This window comes from Streptosporangium sp. NPDC000563 (genome assembly GCF_040299985.1).
Lineage (GTDB): Bacteria > Actinomycetota > Actinomycetes > Streptosporangiales > Streptosporangiaceae > Streptosporangium.
The window spans coordinates 197,174-221,295 of the sequence record NZ_JBEPDA010000002.1; the positions used below are offsets into that span (position 1 = coordinate 197,174).

The following is a 24,122-nucleotide window of genomic DNA, read 5'->3' on the forward strand; positions in this document are numbered from 1 at the left end:
TCACGCCTCCTTGGCGGTGGTCACGAGCTGTCTGTCGGCGCCGTCGGCGCCGTCGGTGCCCTGCAGGGTGTCGAAGAACTCCTCGCGGACGGCCTCGCCCTCGGTGGGGGCGATCCTGGCCGCCGCGAAGCGCAGCAGGGGCGGCGCCATCATCGAGGTCACGACCGCGACCAGGACGATGACCGTGTAGGACGCCGTGGTGAGCACGCCCAGGCGGAGGCCCACCATCGCGATGATCACTTCGATCACGCCGCGGGAGTTGAGGCCCGCGCCGAGCGCGAGGGCCTCCCAGCGGGTTCTGCGGGCGATGCGCGCCCCGAGGTAGGCGCCGCCGAACTTGGCGGCGATGGCGACGGCGAGCACCACGATCCCGGCCACCAGCACGACCGGGTTGGCCAGTTCCGTCAGGTCCATCCGCAGGCCCGCCGTCGCGAAGAAGATGGGTGCGAGCACCGCGGCGACGAGCGTCTGCAGGGGCGCCAGCCTGGCGACCTTCAGATCAGGAGAGGAGCCGACGAGCGCGCCGCAGACGAAGGCGCCGAGGATGGCCTCGAAGCCCATCGCCTGGGTGGCGGCGGCCGAGAGCAGGATCATGATCGTCACCGCGGCGATCGTGGTGACGCTCCCGCCCCTGTCCGCGAGGCGCAGCACCTTGGCGACCACCCTGCGGCCGAGCAGGACCGACACGACCACGAGCCCGACGAGCAGCGCGATCGCGGTGAGCGCGGCCTGCCCGGTGCGCGCCCCGGCGGTGGCGAGCGCGGAGACCACCGAGAGCAGGAACCAGCCGACCACGTCGTCGATGACGGCGCTGCTCAGGATGAGCTGGCCGATGTCGCGGTGCAGCAGGCGCATCTCCATCAGCACCTTGGCGATGACGGGGATGGCGCTGACGCAGAGCGCGACGCCGAGGAAGAGGGCGAAGACGGTGTGGTCGACGCCTTCGGCGATCATCTCGGAGGGGGCGAGGAACCCGATCCCGACGCCGAGGACGAGCGGGACGGTCAGTCCCGCACCGCTGATCACGGCGGCGGTCTTCCCCTGCCGGCGGATGAAGCCCAGGTCGAGGTGCATGCCCGTCAGGCCCACCAGCAGCAGGACGCCGACCTGGCCGACCGCGTCGATCATGTGGAATCTGGCCGGGTCGGTGGGCAGCAGCCAGGCGGAGAACTCGGGGGCGACGTTGGCGAGCAGCGAGGGCCCGACCAGGATTCCCGCGCTGAGCTCACCGAGCAGGGCGGGCAGGCCCAGCCGGACGGAGAGACGCCCCAGGACGGTGGCCAGCCCCAGGAGCAGCCCGAGCTGCAGCAGGAGGATCATGAGGTTCTCGGCGGGGATGACGGCGACGGGAGCCATGGCGATCGGCGCGGCGATCGGCGCGGGGATCGGCATGGGGATCAGTCACCGTTCTCGACGTAGTACCAGTTCTCCGGGCTGATCATCCCGAAGGGGTTGATCGGCTCGAAGCCGCGGAGGTTGTTGGCGACCTCGAACAGCCGCAGCGAGAAGTTGGGGATGAAGATGACGGGGACCTGCTCGGCGATGTAGTCCTGGTACTCGTAGAGCGCGGCGGGGTCGTCGCTGGTCAGGGTGCGGTCGATGAGCTCGTCGGCCTTCGGGTCGGTGTAGTGGCCGAAGTTGCCGCCGGCGTCGGTCCGGAAGAGGATCTCGCCGCTCGGGTAGTGGTAGACCCAGCCGCCGCCCCAGGTGCTCAGCTCCCACAGGCAGGGACTGTCGGGTCCGACGACGCAGGGGGCGTCCTCGGCGACCAGGACCGAGCCGTAGACCTCCTGCAGCCGCAGCTCGATGCCGGCCTTGACCGCGTCGTCACGGAACTGCTCCATCAGCCGGGTGAGCGCGGGACGGCCCTCGGCGTACCTCAGCGAGAAGCTGAGCTTGGTTCCGCCGGGGATGCCCTCCCCGGCCTGGCCGGGGCCGGTGCCGGGGTTGACGCAGACGGCCGGCGTCGTGCTGGTGTCCCAGCCGTTCGCCTCCAGCAGCTCGCGGGCCCGCTCGGCGTCGAAGGGCAGGATCGGCGCGCCCTGCAGGGTGGGCGAGACCAGGTCGCTCACCGGGTAGCGGGGCACCGGCCCGTCCTGCCGGTAGGCGTAGCCGTGGTAGATGTCGCGGGCCGCCCGGTCCTGGTCGAGCGCGTGCTGCATCGCCTGCCTGATGTAGGTCTGGGCGAGCATCTTCCCCGCGACGGTCGGGTTGTTGTAGTTGAGCGGGATGTAGCGGATACAGAAGGCCGCCTGCGGGACCAGCGTGTAGTTCTCACCCAGTGGGTTGGGGCCGCCCTTGGTGGGGTCGTCGGTCGGCTCGGTGCTGAAGCTCAGCGGGAGGTAGCCGACCTGGATGCCGTCGGGTCCGTCCGGTCCCTCCAGCAGTTTCTGGTACTCCTCCCCGTCGGACATGAAGGGGATCTGCCGGAACTCGTCCAGGTGCGGCTTGTTCGGCCCGGAGTAGTGCTCGTTGGGGACGAAGGTGACGACGCCCTCCATGGTGTAGCTCTTCAGCCGCCACGGGCCGCTGACCACGCTCCACACCGGGCTCGTCGCCCAGTGCACCCGGTCGGAGTTGTCCTCCTCGATGACGCCGCCGTTCTCGCCCATCAGGAAGTCGTAGACCGCGGCGACGTTCTCCAGGCTGTACGAGGCGTCGGAGGGCCCCTCGGCGGTGCGGTCCCAGGCCTTGGGCATCGGGGTGATGGTGCTGAGCTGGTTCATCAGCACCCAGCGCTTGGAGTAGACCTTGTCGAAGGTGAAGTAGACCTTGTCCTCGGCGAGCTTGCCGTAGGAGACGAGGTTGTCGGGGAAGCAGCCCGGCACGTACTCGCCGTAGCGCTCGCCCTTGACCGCCATCATGTTCACCCAGAACAGCACGTTGTCCGCGCAGATCGTCTCGCCGTTGGACCATTTCCAGGGCTTGACGGTGACGGTGACGGTGAGACCGTCCTCGCTCCACTGCGGGGGCTCGCCGATGCTGAGGTCGTAGTCGACCTCGGGGGTGCCGTGGGTGCCGAAGAAGTAGAGCGGCCGGTACATCAGGATCTGGAACTCGAGCAGGTTGCGGGTGCCGAAGCGCTCGGGCGGGGTGAAGGGGAAGATGATCGAGGGGGGGAATCCGGGGGCGCAGGCCCAGGTCACCGTGCCGCCCTTGACGGGCCGCTCCACGTTCGGACGGGCGATGGTGTTCAGGGTCATGATCAGCTCTCAGTCCTCTGGTGGGGCAGGGCGAAGGTCTCGGGGTCGATCTCTTCGAGCAGCGACACACCGCTGCTCGCGTGGGCTCCGTAGCGCTCCCACGTCTCGTGGAGCAGGACGCGGCCGTCCGGGAGGAGTTCGGGGGTGCTGCGGCAGTGGCCCGACACGACGGCGCCGGTGTCGAGGACCATGGTGTAGGCGAAGTCGAGGGTGCCGTCGGGGGCGCAGAGCCCGGTGAGGGTCCCCCGGCGGGCGTGGCCGCCGGAGAACTCGCCCCACAGCAGGTCGCCGTCCTGGCGGTACAGGGCGATCGGGTGCTCCTCCCCCGCCGGGACGCCGCCGGTGGTGAAGCGGCGTCCGTTGTAGTCGATCATGAGCGGGCCGCCCGGAGTTCGAGGGTGCAGCACTTGGCGCTGCCGCCGGACTTCAGCAGCTCGGAGAGCTCGACGCCGATGGGCTCGTAGCCGCGCTCGCGCAGTTCGCCCATCAGGTGGGTGGCCGCGGGCGGCAGCAGGACGTGGCGGCCGTCGGAGACGGCGTTCAGCCCGAACACCTCGGCGTCGGCCTCGTTGGCGATGATCGCGTCGGGGTACAGGACGCGCAGCACGCCCTGGCTCTCCCTGGAGAAGGCCCCCGGGTAGTACATGATCTGGTCGCGGTCGAGCACCGCGAGCGCGGTGTCGAGGTGGTAGAAGCGCGGGTCGACCAGTCTCAGCCCCGCCACGGGCATCCCGAAGAACCTCTCCGCCTCGCGGTGCGAGCGGATGTCGGTGCGAAAGCCGGTGCCGGCCAGCAGGTACCGTCCCGCGTGCAGGTAGTCGCCCTCGCCCTCGTTGACGAAGACGGCCTCGCGGGTCTGGTAGCCGCGGGCGCGGAACCACTCCAGGTAGGCGGGGCCTTCGGCGGCCCGCTCCTCGTGACGGAACCTGGCCGACAGCACCTTGCCGTCGATGACCGTCGCGCCGTTGGCGGCGAAGACCATGTCGGGGTTGCCGGGCAGCGGTTCGATGAACTCCACCTGGTGTCCCAGGGCGCGGAAGGCGCGCAGCAGGCCGTCCCACTGGAGCCTCGCCAGCGCGCCGTCGACCGGTTTGCCAGGGTTCATCCAGGGGTTGATGGAGTAGACGACGTCGAAGTGGGTGGGAGGGCACATCAGGTAGCGGCGGGTGCGGGCGACCCTCAGGGTCCGCTGCGGCGCCTCCTCGGCCAGCTGTGTCATGACGCTTCTCCGTCCTGGACGAACGTGACGTTGATCTTGGAGGCGTAGTCGAGCATCGTCTCCCTGGCGTCCTCCAGGGAGGTGCCGGTGGTGCCCAGGAAGCCGAGGATGCTGTTGCCCTCCGGCGGGCGCCGGACGACGTCCCCGGGCTTGGCGGTGATCTTGAGGAAGAAGACCCGCTCGGACTCGGAGACCTCCTCCGGCACGTCGATCGCGGCGATCTTGCCGGCGTCGCACATCAGGCACATCGCGGTGATGTGGACACCGGTCGGCCGGTAGTGGCGCACCCTCGGCGCCGCGCCGCGGGCCACGTCCATCACGGCGCGGATCGGGTTGTGCGCGGCGGTGATCCCGGCGATGAGGTCCAGCCCGCCGCCACCGGGCCTGATCGCGATCTCCAGCAGGTACGGCTCGCCCTGGTGGAAGCGCACCTCGGCGTGCAGCACGCTGCGGCGCAGCCCCTGGGAGTGAGCGCCGGCCCTGACCACGCGGTGGACCGCGTTCACCTGCTCGGGGGTGAGGGCGGTCGGCCCGTGGTGCACGTCGTCGTCGAAGGTGCCTCCCTCGACGGTGATGCGGTCCACGATGGAGCCGAGGTAGACCTCGCCGTCCCAGGCCACCGCCTCGATGAGGAACTCGTCGCCGTCGAGGAACGCCTCGACGAGCAGGCCGTGCGGGCCGAGATCGAGGCCGTGCGCCTCCATCTCGAACCACGACATCCCCTCGATGCCCTCCAGCGCCTGCGGGAACAGCTCCGCCATCTCCTCGGCGTCGTCGACCTTGAACACGAAGTTGCTCGCGGCACCCAGGGTGGGCTTGAGGATGACCGGGTAGCCGAAGTCGCCGGCCGCGCCGAGCGCGGCCTCCAGGTCGGTGACGAAGCGGAAACCGGGGTGCGGAGCGTCGTATTTGCGGTGCGCCTCGCGCATCAGCAGCTTGTTGCGGCTGGTCCTGGCCGCCTCGACGCCCACGCCCGGCAGTCCGAGCGCCTCGGCGACGGCCGCGACCGTGGTCACGGCCGACTCCGAGAAGGTGATGATCCCGTCGAAGCGCTCCTGCTCGTGCCACTCCTTGGCCTCGGTGATGAGGTCGTCGATGTTCTGGGAGCCCACGACGCGGTAGCGGTCCTCCGGCCAGAAGTCCGGGGTGCCGATGCCGTTGAGGACGTAGAGTTCGGCGCCGTAGTCCTGAACCTGCTGGTAGCGGGAGTGGTAGTAGGTGGCGTTCTGGCGTGCTTCCATGGCGAGGAGTTTCATCGGGGGCTCCCGGGCAGTCGCGGTAGCGTGAAGGCGTCGATCGTCTCCGCGGAGGTGTCGAGGGTGAGCTCGACACCGGCCGCCTCGGCCTCGGCCGCGACGTCGATGAGGACGGGGGCGGCGCAGGAGAGGAAGGCGCGCACCTCCATCAGGAGGTCGCCGGGCTCGTCGCGCTCGGCGGTCAGCAGCCTCGCGAGCTGGGTGACGATGTTGTCCGCCGCCCGGGTGAGGCTGAACGAGGTGAGGTCGTAGCAGAGCCGGAACCTCTCGACGACCACCGCGGCCCGGCGGCGTCCGGCGTCGGTGACCTTCAGCTCCTCCCCCGGGTCGGTGACGAGGGCGTCGAGGCGGTCGGCGAGCGCGTTCCACGGCTCGCGCAACCTGCGGGAGGTGACCTTGTCGAGCCCCTCCCTGGTGAAGTTGGCCCGCTGGTCCTCGGGGCAGGTCAGGGCGAGGTAGAACCGGACGAGGTCGCGCGGCACCTCGGCGACCAGGTCGGCGCCGCGGATGAGGTGGTTGCGGCTGGTGGAGAACTTCTCGTTCTCCAGCTCATAGAACTCGTTGCAGATGTTGGTGTCGGGGGTGATGTAGCGGTCGCCGTGGGCGAGCAGCATGACCAGGTCGACCATGCCCCAGAAGTAGACGTTGTCGAATCCGTGGAAGTAGACGAGGCTGTTGCCGCTCTCGGCGAGCCATGCCTGGTCGACGGGGCCCGCCGGCTCGCCGGCCGCCTTCCAGGTGCTGTAGATCGAGGCGGGCATCGCCTCGACCCACGGGTAGAGGATCTGGCCGGGCGTCTCGGCGAAGGGGGCGTCGATCCCCCAGCCCGGCGAGGGCACCGTGATCGGGATCTCGGGGAGCGGCCTGGCCAGGATCTCGCGGATGAGCTGCTTGCTGTGTCCCCTCCAGGTGCTCTCGCGGGCGGCGTAGTAGGCGGTGAGCTCCTCCCGGTAGTTCTCGATGGGCAGGACCAGGACGGTGACCTCGCGCGAGGTCACCGGGTCGGCGGGGTCGAGGACCGAGCGCGGGTCGCCCAGGTCGTCGAAGTGGTTGGGGTGGCCGCAGCCCTCGCACGACCCGCCGCAGCTCTCGGTCAGGCAGGCCGGGCACTCGCCCTTGACCAGCCCGTCGAACAGGTAGGTGCCCGCGTTCTCCGCGTACGGCATGCGCACGGTCCGCGTCTCGAACCGGCCCTGCTCGTGCAGGGCGGTGACGAAGTCGAGCACGGTACGCCGGTAGACGTCGTCGATGGGCGGCATCGGGGCGAGCGAGATGCCCATCGCCTCGACCGACCGCTGGATGCGGGCGGTGGACGTCGCGCACAGCTCGGCGGGCGTGGTGCCGTGCTTGTGAGCGGTCGAGATCATGTACGACTGGCTGTCGTCGGTGCAGGTGTTGTAGTTGACCCCGCGGCCTTCGGCCCGCAGGTAGCGGGCGTAGACGTCTCCGGCGACGTAGGGACCCGCCATGTGACCGACGTGCAGGTCACCGTTCGGCGTCGGCGTCGCGGCGATGACGATCGTCTCCGTCATCTCTCCTCCTGGTGGCGGTTCTCGAACGTGCGGGTCATGTCGTGGTCCCACCAGATGCCGTACATCTCGAAGCTGGCGGTGCCGTCGTTGACGACCCGGTGGTCGGTGCCGGGCGGGAAGTAGACGACGTCTCCGGCGGAGAAGGGGCTGCTCTCGCCCTCGCTCTCCAGAACGGCCTCGCCGGAGACGGCGATGAAGATCTCGTATTCGTGGTGGGCGTGCCGGGTCGAGGCGGTTCCCGGTTCGATGACGCACCAGGCGCCTTCGAAGGGGGCGTTCAGCGTCTCCCAGGGCAGCAGCCGCTTGGCGAGCAGCCCGTTGTCCTGGCGCAGGTGGGCGGGGTCAAAGGTACGGAGGTCCACGGGGGTTCTCCTCGAAGGTTTCCGAGAGGCTCGGCAGGGGTCAGGAGGCGATCGGGAGGGCGAACGGCGTGAGGAGCTCGGCGGCGGCGTTGTTGCCCTGGATGTCGTAGACGATCTCCTCCGCCCGGTTGGCCAGCGTGCTGAGCAGGGAGTCGGCGATGCCGTGCGTGTCCTCGTTCACGCCCTGCAGGTAGCAGGCGGCGCCCGAGCCGGTGGGCAGGGACAGCTTGTAGAAGCGATCGACGCCGATCTCGCCGAGGCCGGCCTTGGTGGCGAGGTCGCGGATCAGCGTGGGCATCCGGCGGTCGAAGCCGGTGCCGAGCAGCAGGACGTCGCAGGTCAGCTCGTCGTGGTCGCCGCTCTTCCTGTCCCGGAGGGTGAGGACGATCTCGTCGCCCTCGATCCTGGCCCGGGAGATCTCGGCCATCGTGATCATCCGGATCCTCTCCTGTCCGGCGAGGCGCTCCAGGTAGATCTGCCGGTAGAGGTTTTCGAGCAGGCCCGGCGACAGCCCGGCGTAGTTGGTGCGGTGCATCTCGCCGAGGAGCTGGCGTCGTGCCTCGGGACGCGACCGGTGGAACTCGTCGACGAAGGAGGCGTAGAAGAGCTCGTTGGTGAACTTGCTGCTCTCGTAGCCGGTGAGGCCGATGGAGCGCATGATCATCGTGCACTGGGCGTTGGGCATGCTCTGGTGGGTGGCCCACAGCATCTCGGCCGCGCTCTGCGCGCCGCCGATGACCGCGACCCGGTGCGGGGCGTCGTGGTCGATCTCGGTGATCACCTGGCTGTACTCGGTGCTGTGGATGATCCGCTCGCGGGGGAGCTCGTCGAACACCTCGGGGATGTGGGCGTCACGGCCCGCGCCGACCACCAGGGTGCGGCAGCCGATGGTCGATCCGTCGGCGAGCCGGACGATCCACCGTTCGACGCCGCCGTCCTCGGCCATGACCGGCTCGACCGCCACGCAGCGCCGGCCGTACTCGATGCGCACCTGGGCGAGCGACTCCGCCACCCAGAGCAGGTAGTTCGAGATCTCCGTCCTGTACGGGGTGAAACTGCCCAGATTGACGAATTCACTGAGCCTTCCCACGGAGTGCAGGTGGTTCACGAAGGAGAATCTGCTCTGCGGGTTTCTCAACGTGACCAGGTCCTTGAGAAAGGAGACCTGGCTCTGGGCCCAGGGCAGCAGCATTCCCCGATGCCAGACCACGTTCTCGTGCTGTTCTATGATCAGCGTTCTTGTGGCCAGTTCCGGAGCGAGCTCTTCGAGGGCCACGGCGAGGGCGAGGTTGGACGGCCCTGCGCCGAGAGCGAGTAACTCGACTTCCTGGTGCTTCACGATGGTCGCCTCCCGGACGACTTCTCGGGCTCGGTGCCCGTGACGAATGGTTTTCTGGGTTTCTCCTGGTCGGCTCACTGCCAGCCGGCGCCGCCCGCCGGGGTGCGGGCCGCGGTGTGGGCCGAGGTGGCCGCGAGGCCGGCCCTCATCCCGGGCACGGCCGCGGCGACGAGAAGGGCGGTGAGAGAGTGGGCGCCGAGTGCGGGGGCTATGCGACGGACCGTGGTGCTCATTGTTCTTCTTTCCTTTCGACCGGCGATTCTCGGCGCCCTTTTTCTGTTTCGCGGGCGATCTCCGAATTTCATTTCCGGATATTTCCCGCTTCGTTCTGACACTTCGATTCTTGGGCGATCGCGGTTGGTTGCGGAAGCCCTGGAGCCTGTCAGCGCGCTGCAATGGCAGGACGCTGACAGGCCTCCTCGTCGAAGGACTCAAGACGCCCGAGCGCGAGGTCGAGGTCGGTGCCGCAGGCCACCAGCGACCACCCGGAGAGTTCGGGAACGCCGTGCAGGGCACGCAGGCACAGCCGGGCCGCGGCGCTCTCGGCCTCGTCGAGGGTGGGCCTGCGGATGAAGAGACCGAGATGGATTCCGGCGGGATGCTGCTCGCTGTAGATGTGCTCTATCCCGTCGGCGGGCTCCGCCAGCACCAGAAGAAGGTGGCGGAGTTCACGCGCGGGCATCCACCCGCCGTCCGGGGCCAGGTGGCCTTCGATCTGGGGGGCACGCAGGCGCGCGTTGATGAGATACATGAATCGACCGTGGTTCGCGCGTGGCGAATCCACCAGGTGTTTCCCCTGTCAGGTCCATGGCGTGGCAGCATCATGCCAGCGCGCCCCGCTCCCGCGGCCCGGCGCCGGCGTCCCCGCACGGCGTCCCCGCGGACCCCGCGCACCGCCCCGGCAGGCCCCTCGGAGGACGCCCCGCCACACCCCGCGCCCGAAGGGCGATCCCGGCGGACCGGCACGCCCCGGCGGGGGCGGGGCGATCGCGTAACCCGGTCATCACTGCGCCCGGCTACTTTTCAGGCTGTGATCGTCGTGGGTCCCGCCCACCGGATCGTGTCTCGGTCATGCTCGAACCGTGGAGGAGTCGTGCTCATGCTGCTTGGCATCGGGTCCGCCGAGGAAACCGTCTACCGCACCATTCTGGAGAACCCCTCCTTCGGGGTGACCGAGCTGAGCCTGGAGCTGGGATGGCCGGTCCACCGGATCCGCGCCACCCTGGACGAACTGGCCAAGTTGTCACTCCTGCGCCCATCTTGGGAGGAGCCGGACGTGCTGCGCCTGGTCCGCCCGGAGGTGGGACTCTCCGCGCTGCTGGCCAGGGAGGAGGCCGCGCTGCTGGCCAAGCAGCAGGAGATCGAGCGGAGCCGGACGGCCGTCGCCCAGATGATCGCCGCCTACGGCGACCACCACCCGGCGCGCTCGGACGGCGACTCCGAGGCGCTCGTCGGCATCGACACGATCCGCGGCAGGATCGAGGAGCTGGTCGGCGGGTGCCGGCAGGAACTGCTCGGATTCGAGCCCAAGAGCGCCCAGACCCCGGAGAACATCCTGGCGAGCCGCCCGCTGGACGAGGCTCTGCTCGACCGTGGTGTGGCGATCCGCATCATCTACCCCGACAGTGTCCGCAACGACCAGGCGACCACCGGATACGCGACCTGGCTCACCGGTAACGGCGGCCAGGTCCGCACCACCCCCGGGCTCCCGCTTCGCATGCTCATCTTCGACCGCCGGACGGCCCTGCTGCCGACGGACCCGGCGGACAGCAGCGTCGGAGCGGTTCTGCTGCGCGGGGCGGGCGTGGTCGCCGCCCTGGTCGCCCTGTTCGAGCAGACCTGGGGGACCGCCGGCCCGCTGGGCGAGGAGCGCAGGCGCGACGAGAAGGGCCTCAGCGACCAGGAGCGCGAGGTGCTCCGCCTGCTCTCGACGGGGCTGACCGACGAGGCGGTGGCCCGCAGGCTCGACGTCTCGGTGCGCACCCTGCGGCGCGTCACCGCCGAACTGATGGAACGGCTCGGGGCTCGCAGCCGGTTCCAGGCCGGGTGCCTCGCGGCGGCCAAGGGATGGCTGCCGTCCTGCCCGTGACGGCGCGGGCCGGCCGTACGGCGATCGATCAGGGTTCGTAGGCACGCGAGCGGGGCCACCAGCCCGGCACCGCCGCACGGTATCTCTCGTAGTCGGCGCCGAACGCGCGGCGCAGGGTCGGCTCCTCGTACCAGCGGACGAACGCGACGACCGGCACGGCCACGGCGACGGCGTACAGCAGCAGGACGGGGCGGCCCAGGAGCAGCGCCTGCCCGCAGATGACCGCGAGGACCGACACGTACATCGGATTGCGGACGTGGGCGTACAGCCCGCCGACGACCAGGTGCTCGGTGGGCGCGATCGGGGCGGGGGTGCCGAGACCTTCCACGACGAACCGGACGAACGCCCTGACCAGCACCGCGGTCCCGGCGAGAACGAGTGCCGCGCCCGCCAGGCGCAGCGGCACCGCGCCCCGGAGCGGCGCCGCGCGCAGGAGGTCCCCCTCCTCCCAGCGGGTGATCCACCAGGGCAGGAACCCCGCGACGGTTCCCGGCGCCAAGGCGAAGAAGATCGTGGTCCCGACCGCGGCGGATGTCCTGCGCATGGCGTCACGCTCCCTTGCCGTGGCCGCCGCAGAGGTCCCGGCCTCGCCGTACGGCAGCTAATTCACTACGCGTTGAGTTTAAGATCGCACCGGAAGGGACGTCAACGCCCGGTAGGCCCCCACTGCCCTCTGGGTGAAATATGCCCGAAAGGGAAGGTTCGTGTGGGGTACGGCCTCACGGAGGAAATGCGTTAACCCCGTGCACGTAGGCTGTCCCGGGCCCACAGGGGGCGTACACATGGGGGAAGACAGTGATTCCGTTACCGGCCGGCACCGGTGTGCCGTCGCGAGCGCTCCTGCCCGGAGGGATCGCGCCGCAGGTCAGGACGTTGCTGGACATCCTCGACCAGACCACGCGACGGCACCCCCACGCGCTCGCCCTGGACGACGGCAAGACCCGTCTCGACTACACCGGGCTGCGGGCCGAGGCGAACCGGATGGCCCTGGAGCTGCGGGCGGCCGGGATCGGGCGCGGGGACCGGGTCGGGGTGCGGATCCCCTCGGGCACCGTCGGCCTGTACGTCGCGATCGTCGCCGTGCTCACCGCCGGGGCCGCCTATGTGCCGGTGGACGCCGACGACCCCGACGAGCGGGCTGACCTGGTCTTCGGCGAGGCGAATGTCCGCGCCGTCATCGGCGACGGCGGGAAGATCTCCCCCTACGGCGACCCGTACGAGCACCTGGGCGCCCCCTCCTCCGGTGACGGCGCGGCGCACCCGGCCGGCCGCGACGGGCACCCCGGTGAACCCTCCGCCGAGCAGGGTGTCGAATGTGAGATTCACCACCCTCACGGCCCCGAACACCTCACGCCCGAGCCCCGGCGCACCGGCGGCTCCGAACTCGACTACGCGGCCGAGTTGCACGGCGGGGGCCCGTACCGCGGGCGCGGCGCGGACGCGACGGGCGGGAGAGCGGGCGAGGAGCGAAGGCGGGTCGGCGAGCGCCCCGGCCCCGAGGACGACGCGTGGATCATCTTCACCTCCGGCTCCACCGGCAGGCCCAAGGGGGTGGCGGTGACCCACCGCAGCGCCGCGGCGTTCGTGGACGCCGAGGCGCGGCTGTTCCTCGCGAAAGAGCCGATCGGCCCCGGTGACCGGGTGCTGGCGGGGCTGTCGGTGGCGTTCGACGCCTCCTGCGAGGAGATGTGGCTCGCCTGGCGTCACGGCGGCTGCCTGGTGGCGGCGCCGCGCGCGCTGGTGCGCACCGGCATGGACCTGGGGCCGTGGCTGCTGGACATGGGCATCACGGTGGTGTCGACCGTACCGACGCTGGCGGCGCTCTGGCCCGTCGAGACGCTCGACGACGTACGGCTGCTGATCTTCGGCGGCGAGGCGTGTCCCCCGGAGCTGGCCGAGCGGCTGGCCGTGCCGGGCCGCGAGGTGTGGAACACCTACGGCCCGACCGAGGCGACGGTGGTGGCGTGCGCGGCGCCGCTCACCGGCGAGGGCCCGGTGCGGATCGGGTTGCCGCTGACGGGCTGGGACCTCGCCGTCGTCGGCAAGGACGGCGAGCCGGTGGCGATGGGAGAGACCGGAGAGCTGGTCATCGGCGGGGTCGGGCTCGCCAGATACCTGGATCCGGTCAAGGACGCGGAGAAGTACGCGCCGCTCACCTCGCTCGGCTGGGAGCGCGCCTATCGCAGCGGCGACCTGGTGAGGGCGGAGCCGGAAGGGCTCGTCTTCGTCGGGCGGGCCGACGAGCAGATCAAGCTCGGCGGGCGCAGGATCGAGCTGGGCGAGGTGGACGCGGCGCTGCAGGCGCTGCCCGGGGTCGCCGGGGCGGCCTCGGCGGTCCGCACGACCGGCGGCGGACACCAGTTGCTCGTCGGCTACGTCGTGCCCGGTGAGGAGTTCGACCAGCAAGACGCCAGAGACCGCCTCCGCCACTCCCTGCCCGCCGCGCTCGTCCCCAGGATCGCCCTCGTGGACGAGCTCCCGACCCGCACCTCCGGGAAGATCGACAGGGACGCGCTGCCCTGGCCGCTGCCCGGCAGACCGGGAACGCCGGAGACACCGGACGCCGGGGTGCCGGACGTCGACCCGTGGGTGACCGAGTGCTGGACGGACATCCTGGGCGGCGTCGAGGGCGACTTCTTCGCCGAGGGCGGCACCAGCCTCGCGGCGGCGCGGCTGGTCTCGGCACTGCGGACCCGCTACCCGGCGGTCACCGTCGGCGACGTCTACGACCACCCGACGCTGGCCGGGCTCGGCAGGCACCTGTCGGCGCTCGACGCGCCGGAGATCGTGACCACCGACCGGATCGTCACGCCGATGCCGCGCCGCGCCGCGATCGCGCAGGCGGCGCTCACCGTGCCGCTGCTCAGCGTCGGCGCGCTGCGCTGGGTGGTGGCGCTCGCCGCGCTGAACAACCTGGCCGGATCTCCCTGGGCTCCCGCCGTCTCGTGGTGGTGGGTGCTCGCCGGCGTGCTGCTGTTCGTCAGCCCCGCCGGGCGGATCGCGCTCGCCGCGGGCGGCGCCAGGCTGCTGCTGCGCGGTCTTGAGCCCGGCACATACCCCAGGGGCGGCGGCACGCACCTGCGGCTGTGGTTCGCCGAGCGGCTCTCCGAGCGGCTCGGCGTGGGCGAGGTCTCCACCGCCCCGTGGCTCACCCACTACGCGCGGGCGCTCGGCGCCCAGGTCGGCGACGACGTGGACCTGCACTCGATGCCGCCGATCACCGGAATGCTCAAACTGGGCAGGTACGCGGCCGTCGAGCCCGAGGTCGACCTGAACGGCTACTGGATCGACGGCGACCAGGTGCGCGTCGGCGAGATCAAGATCGGCGCCTCCGCCACGGTCGGTGCCCGCACCACCCTGTTCCCCGGCACGAAGATCGGCAAGAACGCCCAGGTGGCGCCCGGTTCGGCGGTGGCGGGCTCGGTGCCCTCCGGGGAGCGCTGGGCGGGCGTGCCCGCGAGCCGGACGGGCAAGGCCCGTCCCGCGGCCGTCGACCGCCCCCCGCGCTCATGGCCCTGGGCGACGGCGTACGGGCTGTCCGCGCTGGTCCTGAGCCTCTTCCCGGTGATCGCCGCGCTGCCGGGCCTCGCCGTCCTGCTGCGCGACGGCGCACCCTCCCTCGCCTCCGTCCTGTACGGGGTGCCGCTCGCCACCCTCGCCTCGGCGGCCACCCTCGCCCTGCTCACCGTGGCCTCGGTGCGGCTGCTCTCGGTCGGCCTGCACGCCGGGCAGCACCCGGTGCACAGCCGCCAGGCCTGGCAGGCGTGGGCGACGGGCCTGCTCATGTCGATGGCGCGGGTCTGGCTGTTCCCGCTGTACGCGAGCATGGTCACCCCCGCCTGGCTGCGCGCCCTGGGGATGAGGGTCGGCCGTGACGTGGAGCTGTCGACGGTGCTGGCGCTGCCGTCGATGACCTCGGTCGGCGACGGCGCCTTCCTCGCCGACGACACGATGGTCGCGCCGTACGAGCTGGAGGGCGGGCGGCTGCGGGTCGGCCACGTGCGGATCGGCAAGCGCGCGTTCCTCGGCAACTCGGGGATGACCGCGCCGGGGCGCAAGGTGCCCAAGGACGGGCTGGTCGCGGTGCTGTCCGCGGCGCCGAAGAAGGCCAAGGCGGGCTCGTCGTACCTGGGGATGCCTCCGGTGGAGCTGCGCAGGGCGGCCGAGGAGGGCGACCGGAGCCGCACCTACGACCCGCCGCCGAGGCTGAGGTTCGCCCGCGCCGCGGTCGAGGTGTGCCGCGTGGTGCCGCTGATGTGCACGGTCGCCGTGGCCGTGCTCGTCGCGGCGGCCGTGGAGTGGCTGGCCGGGGCGTACGGCTTCGCGGCGGCGGCGGCCCTGTCGGGCGTGGCGGTGCTGGGCGGCGGGGTGCTCGCCGCGGCGACGGCGACCGTGGCCAAGTGGGTCCTGGTGGGCAGGATCGCGGTGGGCGACCGGCCGCTGTGGAGCTCGTTCGTGTGGCGCAACGAGCTGGCCGACACCTTCGTGGAGGTGCTCGCCGCACCCTGGTTCGCCCGGCACTGGCTGGGGACGGCGCCGCTGAACCTGTGGCTGCGCTCCCTGGGGGCGCGGGTGGGCAGGGGCGTGTGGTGCGAGACCTACTGGCTGCCGGAGGTCGACCTGGTCAGCCTGGGTGACGGGGTGTCGGTGAACCGGGGATGCGTGTTGCAGACACACCTGTTCCACGACCGCGTGATGAGCATCGATACTGTCGTCATGCGGGACGGATCCACACTCGGCCCCCACGGGGTGGTCCTGCCCGCGGCGACGATCGGGGAGAACACCACGGTCGGACCGGCGTCCCTGGTGATGCGCGGCGAGTCCGTGCCCGCCGGGACCCGCTGGTTCGGCAACCCGATCGCGGCCTGGGCCCGGCGAGGATAGCGCGCGAACAGAGGAAGCCGGTGTGGCTTTGAGCACGACCTCCACCCTCCAGCTGTACTTCCCCACGCACGGCGACGACGGCTACCGGGTGGAGCACTACGACCTCACCCTCGACTACCGGGTGGGCCCCAACCGCCTGGGCGGGGTGGCCAGGATCTCCGCGGTGGCGCTGCGGCCGCTCACCCGGGTCGCCTTCGACCTCGGCGCCCTGCGGGTGAGCGGTGTGCTGGTCGACGGCGCGCCGGTGCGTTTCACCCACCGCGGCGGCAAGCTCCACCTGTCGCCCCCCGGGCTGCGCCCCGGCCGGTTCACCGTCGAGATCCGCTACGCGGGCACCCCCCGCCCTGTGAGCAGCCACTGGGGCGGGCTCGGCTGGGAGCAGCTCACCGACGGCGTCATCGTGGCCGGCCAGCCGATCGGGGCGCCCTCGTGGTTCCCGTGCAACGACCGGCCGGACGACAAGGCCACCTACCGGATCTCGGTCACCACCGCCTCGGTGTACCAGGTGGTCGCCAACGGCGAGCTCGTCTCCAAACGCCGGGCGGCCTCGACGACCACGTGGGTGTACGAGCAGGCCGAGCCGATGTCCTCCTACCTGGCGAGCGTGCAGATCGGCCGCTACCAGCAGGCCGAGGCCGGTCCGGGGACGCGGCTGGTCTTCCCCGCCGGATACGCCACGCGGGTGCGCCACGACTTCGGGCGCCAGGAGCGGATGATGGAGGTCTTCGGCGAGCGGTTCGGCCCCTACCCGTTCGGCTCCTACACCGTGGTGGTCGTGGACGACGAACTGGAGATCCCGGTCGAGGCGCAGGGCATGTCGATCTTCGGGGTGAACCACGTGGACGGCAGACGAAGCGAGGAGCGGCTGGTGGCGCACGAGCTGGCCCACCAGTGGTTCGGCAACAGCCTCACGGTGGCCGACTGGAGCGGCATCTGGCTGCACGAGGGGTTCGCCTCGTACGCGGAGTGGATCTGGTCGGAGAGTTCCGGCGGCCTGTCGTCCGACGACCACGCGCAACGCTGGCACCGCCGCCTCTCCGCGCTCCCGCAGGACTTCACGCTGGCCGACCCGGGTCCCCGGCGGCTGTTCGACGACCGCGTCTACAAACGCGGCGCCCTCACCCTGCACGCGCTCCGGCGCACCGTCGGCGACGACTCCTTCTTCGCGCTGCTCAGGGAGTGGACGGCCGGGCACCGCCACGGGACCGTCACCACCGACGCCTTCACCGCGCTCGCCGCGCGCCGCGCGACGCGGCCGCTGGACGACCTGTTCGCCGGCTGGCTGCACGGCCGCCCCCTGCCCGCCCTCCCCTGAACCTTCACGCATCGGACGACTCGATGGCCCTGATGGAAGATCCCTCCTCCCGCACGCGCCTGCTCGCCGCGTTCGCCGCCGTGGCGACCGTCGCCGCCGGGCTCACCGTCCGCGCGGTCACCGGCGGCTGGTTCGGCAAGTACGCGGGCGACGCCCTCTACACCGTGCTCGTCCACGCGCTGGTGGTGCTGGTGTGGCCCCGGATCACGCCGGTGCGGGCCGCGATCGGCGCGCTGGCGTTCAGCTGGGCGGTCGAGCTGGCCCAGCTGACGCCCGTTCCCGCCGCGCTCTCCGAGGTGAGCGTCGTGGCCAGGCTGGTGCTCGGCAGCACGTTCGGCGCGGCCGACCTCGTGGCGTACGCGGCCGGTGCCCTGCTCGCCGCGTCGGCCCACGCCCTGGCCCGGCGCCGTTCCCGGCGTCGGCGGGAGCGGGCGTCCGCGGTGCCCTGAGCATCGCCGCGCGGATCGTATGATTCTCACAATCATGCCTGAAGGACACACCATTCATCGCCTCGCCCGAGAGCACCGGCGGGCGTTCGGCGGGCGGGCCGTGCACGCGGAGAGCCCTCAGGGACGGTTCGCCGCCGGAGCCCTGCGGATCGACGGGCGGGTGCTCACCGAGGCCGACGCCCACGGCAAGCACCTGCTGCTGGGTTTCGACGACGAGCGGTGGCTCCACGTCCACCTGGGCATCTACGGCAAGTACGCCTTCGGCCCGGTCCCCGTGCCCGCCCCGACGGGGATGGTGCGCCTGCGCCTGAGCAACACGGGCGAGTACGCCGACCTGCGCGGCCCCAACACCTGCGAGCTGCTCGACCCCGAGGGAAAGGCCGCGCTGCACGCCAGGCTCGGGCCGGACCCGCTGCGCGCGGACGCCGACCCGGAGATCGCCTGGCGGCGGATCAGCCGCAGCCGCGTCTCCGTCGGGGTCCTGCTGATGGACCAGTCGGTCGTCGCGGGGGTGGGCAACATCTACCGCGCCGAGGCGCTGTTCCGCCAGGGGGTCGACCCGTCGCGGCCCGGCCGCGACCTCACCCACGACCGGTGGGAGGCGATCTGGGCGGATCTGGTGCTTCTGATGGCCGACGGCGTCCGGGTGGGCCACATCGACACGGTCAGGCCCGAGCACACGCCGCAGGCGATGGGCCGCCCGCCCCGCGTCGACGGCCACGGCGGCGAGGTCTACGTCTACCGGCGCTCCGGCATGCCCTGCTTCCTGTGCGGCACCGAGGTCCGCACGAGGGTGCTCGCCGGGCGCAACCTCTTCTGGTGCCCTGCCTGCCAGGTCGGCTGACCTCCTCCTCGGTGGGGAGGTGCGCCGCGCGGGCCGCTGACGAGCGCGGGCGTCGGAGAATCCGGAGGATCCCGGAGGATCCCGGGGTGAGGCGCCGGGAAGCGCCTCACATCAGGGTTCTGGCCGTCCAGAGTTCGGGGAAGATCTCCCGTCGCATGCTCCGCTCCAGCCAGCTCAGGCCGCTCGACCCGCCGGAGCCCGGCTTGGCGCCCATCGAGCGGCGCACCGCCATCAGGTGCCGGTAGCGCCACTCGGAGAACTGCTCGGCCAGGTCGGTCAGCGCCTCGGCCAGCGGGGCGAGCGGACCGCCGTACACCTCGACCCAGACCGCCTCGACCTCGGGGACGGGCTCGTGCTCGGTGGCGAGGTCGCGATCGAGCACCGCACGGGGGACGGCGTGGCCCGCACGGGCGAGGAAGGCGAGGACCGAGTCGTAGAGGCTCGGCCGGTGCAGGGCCTCCACGAGCTCCTCGTACGCCTCGGGGTTGCGGCGGTGCGGCCGGATGAGCGCCTCGGACTTGTTGCCGAGCAGGAACTCCACGTGGCGGTAGAGGGCCGACTGGAAGCCGGACCCCTCGCCGAGCGCGTCGCGGAAGGAGTTGAACTGCGCGGGGGTCAGCCAGCTCAGCGCGGCCCAGGCGGCGTTGAGCGCCTCGAAGTGCCGTACGGTGCGTTTGATCGTCGAGATCGCGGCGTCGGCGTCGTCCTCGTCGAGCTGCCGCTGGGCGAGGTGCCACTCGGTGCGGAGCAGTCCGAAATAGAGTTCCATCACCTGGGTGGTGACCAGGAACGGCAGTTCCTCCGGAACGTCGGTGAGGGTGCGCTGGATACCGCGCAGGGCGGCGGTGCCCACGTAGTCGTCGTAGGGCGTGCCCTCTTCGAAGCCCAGCGTCGGCAGCCCTTCGTTGGCCTCGGCGCGCGCCTTACGGTCCTGCTCTGTGAGCTGCTTGATGCCGGTCATCACTCCTCCTCCGCCTGATACCTCCATGGTGGTCTGTATCGGTCTGTACGGAAATAATGGAAGAAAGGTGATTATTGGACTGAGCCTTCGGAACGTAAGGCATCGGGCAGATCAAGTTACGACGTGACGGAGCGTGACCGTGGACGCGATGGATTGGGCGCTGCTGGCCGAGTTGCAGGACGACGCGCGCCTGTCGTACAGCGAGCTCTCGCGCCGGGTGCACCTGTCCGCTCCGGCGGTGGCGGAGCGGGTGCGGCGGCTGGAGGAGACCGGGGTGATCACCGGCTACCACGCCCGGGTGGACGCGGCGCTGGCCGGGCGCGGGGTGGCCGCGCTGATCAGGATGTCGTGCTACGGGCCCCGCTGCGTGCTCCGCGACGATCAGGCGCTCGCCTGGCCGGAGATCCTGGAGGTGCACCGGGTGACCGGTGACGCCTGCTGCCTGCTGCGGGTGGCCGCCTCCTCGATGACGGCCTTCGAGGAGATGATCGACCGGCTCGCCCCCTACGGCCACCCGTCGAGCATGATGGTGCTGTCCAGCCCGGTCCCCTGGCGCCCGCTCTCCTCGCTCTGACGGGCCGCCGACGGGCCCCTGGGGGGCCTCTGGCGGGATGGACAGCGGGTGGTTCCGCCTGGTCGGGCGACTCGGCTCGGTGGACCTTCGCCGGTCGGCGCCGACCTTCTTCCTGCCGGGCTGCCGGGCTTCCTGCCGGGCTGCCGGGGGGACCTTTCAGGAGTCCTTCGACCGGCGAAGGCGCGTCAGGAGGGGGTGCTGTGCTCGGCGACCGCCCCGGCGGTGGCCCGCCAGATCGGTGAGGCGGGGTCGATGACGTCAAAATGATCGCCCGACATTTCGAGATATGTCACTTGATCGCCCGCCGCCTGGGCGGCTCGCGCGTAGCGGCGGCTGAAGTCCACCAGGTCCAGGTCGTCCCCGCCGCCCTGCACGATGAGCTGGGGCACTCCCACCGGAAGCCGTTCCAGCGGCCCAGAACTCCGATAGACGTCGGGCACCTCGGCGAGGGATCCGCCGAGCGCGGCGGCGACCGCGCCGGTGCCCGTGTGCCTGCGATCCCCCTCGGCCAGGTCGAGCACCCCCGCCAGGGAGACGGCCAGGGTGATCCGGTGGTCGTCGGCGGCGGCGCGCAGCGCGAGCTGTCCGCCCGCCGAGTGGCCGATCACCACGAGCGGGCCGTTCGCGTTCTCCGCCGCGAGGGCGACGCCCCGGGCGACGTCCTCGGTGGTCGCGTCCCAGCCGTGCAGGTCGGGGCGGCGGTATTCGAGGTTCCAGGCGACGAACCCGCGCTCGGCGAGGTCGACGGCGAGCGCGTCCATCAGGTCCGCACCCCAGACCGAACGCCAGAAACCACCGTGCAGCAGCACCGCGGTAGGCACCTGTTCGCCGCTCTCCCCCGGCGCCGCGAGGGCCTGCCCGTCGCCTCCGTACGGGGAGCGCACCTCCGACCACTGGTCGGGGTGGTCGCCGTAGGCGATCCTGCGCGCGGGCCGGCGCAGGCGATGGACGGCGTGCCTGATCGCCCAGGTCAGTCCCCAGATCCCCCGCCCGTGCATGTGGGTGCCCGACACGGCCCGGGTGGCTCCGGTGGCGCCCGCGCCACCGGTGGCCCCCGTGCCGCCCGTGGGGACCGCGCCGTCCGCGGTCCCGGTGCCCGCCTCGGCCGCCGGAAGGGGCGCGTCGGCCTTCGCCGGGTGGGGCCTCATCGTCAGGTCGAGCCAGACCGCGTCGGGACGCTCGGAAGCCAGGCGGCGGGCCTCCGGATCCGGGCCCGGCAGGACCACCAGGACGTCCCGCGACTCCAGCGCCGCCCGGAAGCCGGGCACGTCCGGGGTCGCCGACACCGTACCGCCGACACCGAGCGCCGCGAACTCCCGATCGGCCACCTCGGTGAGCAGGCGGAGGTCCGCGACCACACCGGGGCCGATGAGCACGATCACACGCGGATTCGGAGGAAGCATCCGCCCATTGTGCCGCATTACACCCCATTTACGGCTAGGGGATATATGCCTTTATCAGTAGTTTCTCGGCGTCGTCCAGGTAGGCCTCCAGTGCCTGCTCGGCCTCGGCCACCCGTCCGGCCTCCATGAGCTCCACCAGCTCCATGTTGCGGACCACGAAAGGCTCGTGGAAGGCGCGGGGGTTCTTCATGACGTGGAAGACCAGGCGGAGCTCGGCCAGCAGCTGACGCATCACCTCGTCCAGGCGCGGGCTGCCGTTCAGGGCGGCGAGGTTCTGGTGGAAGCGGATGTTGGCCGTCCCGACGTCCTGCCAGCGCCCCTCGCCGGCGGCACGGGACGCCTCGGCGACGGCCTCCCTGATGACGGCGAGAGTCTCCCGGGTGGCGTGCGCGCTGTTTCGCACGGCGGCGCCCTCGATCACCCTGCGCATCCGGTAGAGGTCGGCGACGTCCTCCGCCGACAGCACGCGCACGAACACACCCCGGTTGAGCCGATGCTCCAGCAGGCGCTCGTGACCGAGCAGCCGGAACGCCTCGCGCAGGGTGTTGCGCGAGACTTCGAGCGCCGCGCCGATGCTCTCCTCGGACAGGCGCTGACCTGGGACGAAGAGTCCTTCGGCGATCCGGTCACGGAGGATGTCGGCGACCACCTCCGCCGCACTGCTGCGCCCGAGACGACCGCGATCGCGTTGTAGCGCTGCGGTGACGTTTTCCACGCCCCCAAGAAATCATCAAACAAACCTATTGTCGAATTGTTGAACGATTCTTATGTTGATGGGGACCGCAACACGAAGCGAACTCACGGGACCTCCCCCGACGAGAAGCTAAGGAGCACATGCGATGGCAAGCTCCCAGACCAGACGGGTCATCGTGGCCGGGCTGGTCGGCACCTCCCTGGAGTGGTACGACTTCTTCCTCTACGGTTCGGCCGCGGCTTTGGTCTTCAACAGGCTCTTCTTCCCCACCTTCGAGCCGCTCACCGGCACGCTGCTCGCGTTCCTCACCTACGCGATCGGGTTCGTCGCGCGGCCGCTCGGCGGCATCGTGTTCGGCCACTTCGGCGACCGGGCCGGCCGCAAGAACGTACTGGTGGTCACCCTGCTGCTGATGGGCGTCGCCACCTTCCTGATCGGCCTGCTGCCCGGCTACGCCACCATCGGCGTGGCCGCCCCGCTGCTGCTCGTCACCCTGCGCTTCCTGCAGGGGCTCGGCCTGGGCGGCGAGTGGGGCGGAGCCGTCCTGATGTCCATCGAGCACGGCGACTCCCGCCGTCGCGGGTTCAACGCGAGCTGGCCGCAGGTCGGCGTACCCGCGGGAAACCTGCTGGCGGCGGGCGTGCTCGGGGTGATGTCCGCGGCGCTTCCCGAGGAGGCGTTCCTGTCGTGGGGATGGCGGGTGCCGTTCCTGCTGTCGGGCGCGCTCGTCGTCGTGGGCCTGTGGATCCGCCTGCGGATCGTGGAGTCCCCGCTGTTCGCCCAGGTCGAGCGGGCGGGCGCGAAGGCACGGATGCCGCTGCTCGAGGTGCTGCGCACGCACCCGCGCGCGCTGATCTCCGCGGGCCTCGCGCGCATCGGCGTGGACGTCGCCTTCTACATCTTCGTGACCTATGTCCTGGCATACGTCACCGGTCCCCTCGCACTCGAACGCGGGGTCGCGCTGAACGCGGTGCTGATCGGCTCCGCCTTCCAGCTCTTCCTGATCCCGCTGTTCGGCGCGCTCTCCGATCGGGTCGGCCGCCGCCCGGTCTACCTGGCGGGCGTGATCGGGGCCGCGATCTGGGTGTTCGCCTTCTTCCCCCTGCTCGACACCAGGTCCTTCCCGCTGATCGTGCTGGCCTCCGTCGTCGCCCTCGCCTGCCACGCGGCGATGTACGGGCCGCAGGCGGCCTTCATCGCCGAGCTGTTCAGCACCCGCCTGCGCTACAGCGGCGCGTCCATGGGTTACCAGGTCGCCGGGATCTTCGGGGGCGCCCTCGCCCCGATCATCGCGTTGTCGCTTTTCGACCGGTTCGGCGGCACCCTCGCCATCTCGCTCTACGTGGTCGCCGCGCTCGCCGTCACCGCCGTGGGCCTCGCCATCGCGCCCGGGACCCACACCGACCTCCCCGGAACCCCCGACCTCGGCGGAGCCCAGGGCGGGGATTCCGGCGCCACCGGCGACGGCGTTCCGGGAACGCGCACGGGGACCGCTTCCCGGGACGCCTGAGCCCTCTCGCGGCCACCGCCCCTCCGCGGTGGCCGCGACCTTCTCCGAAGCAGGAGAACCACCCGGTGAATTCGCCGCGATTCACCGAACTCGCCGACCCGCCGGCTCGTTGTAACCCCATACAGGCCTATCGGAGTACGTCAGAACCACCAGAGCCCGCCACGAGGGGAAGCCGGGCGGGCCGGTGGCAGGGGACGGCCATCCCCGGCCACCGCCCTCCGGTGCCCTCCCCGCGAAAAAGGAGGATCGACATGTCCGTCGAAGACGGCGTCGCTCCCCGCGAAGTGAAGCGGACCCCCACGCGAGGCCGACCGCACGGGAGCCGGCCCGTGTCCGATTCCGGACACGGGCGAGACCGTGTCGCCTGAGTCATGGCACAGGAATCCTGGCCCTGGGCACATACGGAGCCATGCGTATAAGATCACTAAAATGATGGTATGTCCGCTTACCGGAAAGATCTCTAGCCGTAGGCGCTCCGAGACGTTAGC

21 protein-coding genes are annotated in these 24,122 nt (G+C 71.1%); 7 read left to right on the forward strand and 14 right to left on the reverse strand.

Features of this window, described 5'->3' with window-relative positions:
- The 10 genes from ABT352_RS09295 to ABT352_RS09340 all read right to left on the reverse strand — a co-directional run bounded on the left by ABT352_RS09295 (position 1) and on the right by ABT352_RS09340 (position 9,662).
- Positions 1-1,392 (reverse strand): cation:proton antiporter, encoded by a 1,392-nt coding sequence (locus ABT352_RS09295; RefSeq protein WP_350943822.1) that lies wholly within the window; start codon positions 1,390-1,392, stop codon positions 1-3.
- Positions 1,393-1,397: 5 nt separating this feature from the next.
- On the reverse strand, positions 1,398-3,203 hold the full coding sequence (locus ABT352_RS09300) for an ABC transporter substrate-binding protein (protein WP_350943823.1): 1,806 nt from the start codon (positions 3,201-3,203) through the stop codon (positions 1,398-1,400).
- A gap of 2 nt (positions 3,204-3,205) precedes the next feature.
- Complete coding sequence (locus tag ABT352_RS09305; protein ID WP_350943825.1) at positions 3,206-3,577, reverse strand: avidin-fold protein; 372 nt, start codon at positions 3,575-3,577, stop codon at positions 3,206-3,208.
- Positions 3,574-4,422: a dimethylargininase gene (ddaH, locus tag ABT352_RS09310; protein ID WP_350943826.1), complete on the reverse strand. Its 849-nt coding sequence runs from the start codon at positions 4,420-4,422 to the stop codon at positions 3,574-3,576. Before ddaH ends, ABT352_RS09305 begins: the two co-directional genes overlap by 4 nt.
- Positions 4,419-5,663, reverse strand: coding sequence for an ATP-grasp domain-containing protein (locus tag ABT352_RS09315; protein ID WP_350943828.1), 1,245 nt, complete (start codon positions 5,661-5,663; stop codon positions 4,419-4,421). Before ABT352_RS09315 ends, ddaH begins: the two co-directional genes overlap by 4 nt.
- A gap of 11 nt (positions 5,664-5,674) precedes the next feature.
- Positions 5,675-7,210 carry a class I tRNA ligase family protein gene (locus ABT352_RS09320; protein ID WP_350943830.1) on the reverse strand — a complete coding sequence of 512 codons (1,536 nt, stop codon included), beginning with the start codon at positions 7,208-7,210 and terminating at the stop codon, positions 5,675-5,677.
- A complete protein-coding gene (locus tag ABT352_RS09325) occupies positions 7,207-7,572 on the reverse strand; it encodes a cupin domain-containing protein (protein ID WP_350943832.1) in 366 nt (121 codons plus the stop codon). The genes ABT352_RS09320 and ABT352_RS09325 overlap by 4 nt, the downstream gene beginning before the upstream one ends.
- Before the next feature lie 40 nt (positions 7,573-7,612).
- Positions 7,613-8,911 carry a SidA/IucD/PvdA family monooxygenase gene (locus tag ABT352_RS09330; protein ID WP_350943834.1) on the reverse strand — a complete coding sequence of 433 codons (1,299 nt, stop codon included), beginning with the start codon at positions 8,909-8,911 and terminating at the stop codon, positions 7,613-7,615.
- A gap of 74 nt (positions 8,912-8,985) precedes the next feature.
- A complete protein-coding gene (locus ABT352_RS09335) occupies positions 8,986-9,144 on the reverse strand; it encodes a hypothetical protein (protein WP_350943836.1) in 159 nt (52 codons plus the stop codon).
- Between the two features lie 149 nt (positions 9,145-9,293).
- A complete protein-coding gene (locus ABT352_RS09340) occupies positions 9,294-9,662 on the reverse strand; it encodes a hypothetical protein (protein WP_350943838.1) in 369 nt (122 codons plus the stop codon).
- Positions 9,663-10,010: 348 nt separating this feature from the next.
- On the opposite strand from ABT352_RS09340, the gene ABT352_RS09345 reads away from it, so the two are divergent.
- The gene (locus ABT352_RS09345) at positions 10,011-11,000 is read left to right on the forward strand and encodes a LuxR C-terminal-related transcriptional regulator (RefSeq protein ID WP_350943840.1); all 990 of its coding nucleotides are present in this window, start codon (positions 10,011-10,013) and stop codon (positions 10,998-11,000) included.
- A 28-nt stretch (positions 11,001-11,028) separates the two neighbouring features.
- Here ABT352_RS09345 and ABT352_RS09350 read toward each other — a convergent pair whose 3' ends face one another.
- Positions 11,029-11,544 (reverse strand): methyltransferase family protein, encoded by a 516-nt coding sequence (locus tag ABT352_RS09350; protein ID WP_350943841.1) that lies wholly within the window; start codon positions 11,542-11,544, stop codon positions 11,029-11,031.
- A gap of 251 nt (positions 11,545-11,795) precedes the next feature.
- Here ABT352_RS09350 and ABT352_RS09355 point away from each other — a divergent pair, with 251 nt between their 5' ends.
- From ABT352_RS09355 to ABT352_RS09370, 4 genes are read left to right on the forward strand one after another with little or no spacing between them, the layout of a single operon-like run.
- Positions 11,796-15,884: a Pls/PosA family non-ribosomal peptide synthetase gene (locus ABT352_RS09355; protein ID WP_350943843.1), complete on the forward strand. Its 4,089-nt coding sequence runs from the start codon at positions 11,796-11,798 to the stop codon at positions 15,882-15,884.
- 22 nt (positions 15,885-15,906) lie between these two features.
- Entirely contained in the window at positions 15,907-17,199 is a 1,293-nt protein-coding gene (locus ABT352_RS09360; protein WP_350943844.1) for a M1 family metallopeptidase, read from the forward strand.
- A 32-nt stretch (positions 17,200-17,231) separates the two neighbouring features.
- Entirely contained in the window at positions 17,232-17,648 is a 417-nt protein-coding gene (locus ABT352_RS09365) for a ribosomal maturation YjgA family protein (RefSeq protein WP_350943846.1), read from the forward strand.
- A 34-nt stretch (positions 17,649-17,682) separates the two neighbouring features.
- Positions 17,683-18,492: an Fpg/Nei family DNA glycosylase gene (locus ABT352_RS09370; RefSeq protein WP_350943848.1), complete on the forward strand. Its 810-nt coding sequence runs from the start codon at positions 17,683-17,685 to the stop codon at positions 18,490-18,492.
- A 106-nt stretch (positions 18,493-18,598) separates the two neighbouring features.
- Here ABT352_RS09370 and ABT352_RS09375 read toward each other — a convergent pair whose 3' ends face one another.
- Positions 18,599-19,453, reverse strand: coding sequence for a tryptophan 2,3-dioxygenase (locus tag ABT352_RS09375; protein ID WP_350943850.1), 855 nt, complete (start codon positions 19,451-19,453; stop codon positions 18,599-18,601).
- Positions 19,454-19,601: 148 nt separating this feature from the next.
- Here ABT352_RS09375 and ABT352_RS09380 point away from each other — a divergent pair, with 148 nt between their 5' ends.
- Positions 19,602-20,027: an Lrp/AsnC family transcriptional regulator gene (locus ABT352_RS09380; protein WP_350944243.1), complete on the forward strand. Its 426-nt coding sequence runs from the start codon at positions 19,602-19,604 to the stop codon at positions 20,025-20,027.
- Positions 20,028-20,212: 185 nt separating this feature from the next.
- On the opposite strand, the gene ABT352_RS09385 is transcribed toward ABT352_RS09380, so the two are convergent.
- Both ABT352_RS09385 and ABT352_RS09390 read right to left on the reverse strand, forming a co-directional pair.
- Positions 20,213-21,430, reverse strand: a complete 1,218-nt coding sequence (locus ABT352_RS09385; RefSeq protein ID WP_350943851.1) for an alpha/beta hydrolase — start codon at positions 21,428-21,430, stop codon at positions 20,213-20,215.
- 34 nt (positions 21,431-21,464) lie between these two features.
- Positions 21,465-22,145 (reverse strand): GntR family transcriptional regulator, encoded by a 681-nt coding sequence (locus ABT352_RS09390; RefSeq protein ID WP_350943853.1) that lies wholly within the window; start codon positions 22,143-22,145, stop codon positions 21,465-21,467.
- Positions 22,146-22,269: 124 nt separating this feature from the next.
- Here ABT352_RS09390 and ABT352_RS09395 point away from each other — a divergent pair, with 124 nt between their 5' ends.
- Positions 22,270-23,634, forward strand: a complete 1,365-nt coding sequence (locus ABT352_RS09395) for an MFS transporter (RefSeq protein ID WP_350943855.1) — start codon at positions 22,270-22,272, stop codon at positions 23,632-23,634.
- The last annotated feature ends 488 nt before the right edge of the window (positions 23,635-24,122 follow it).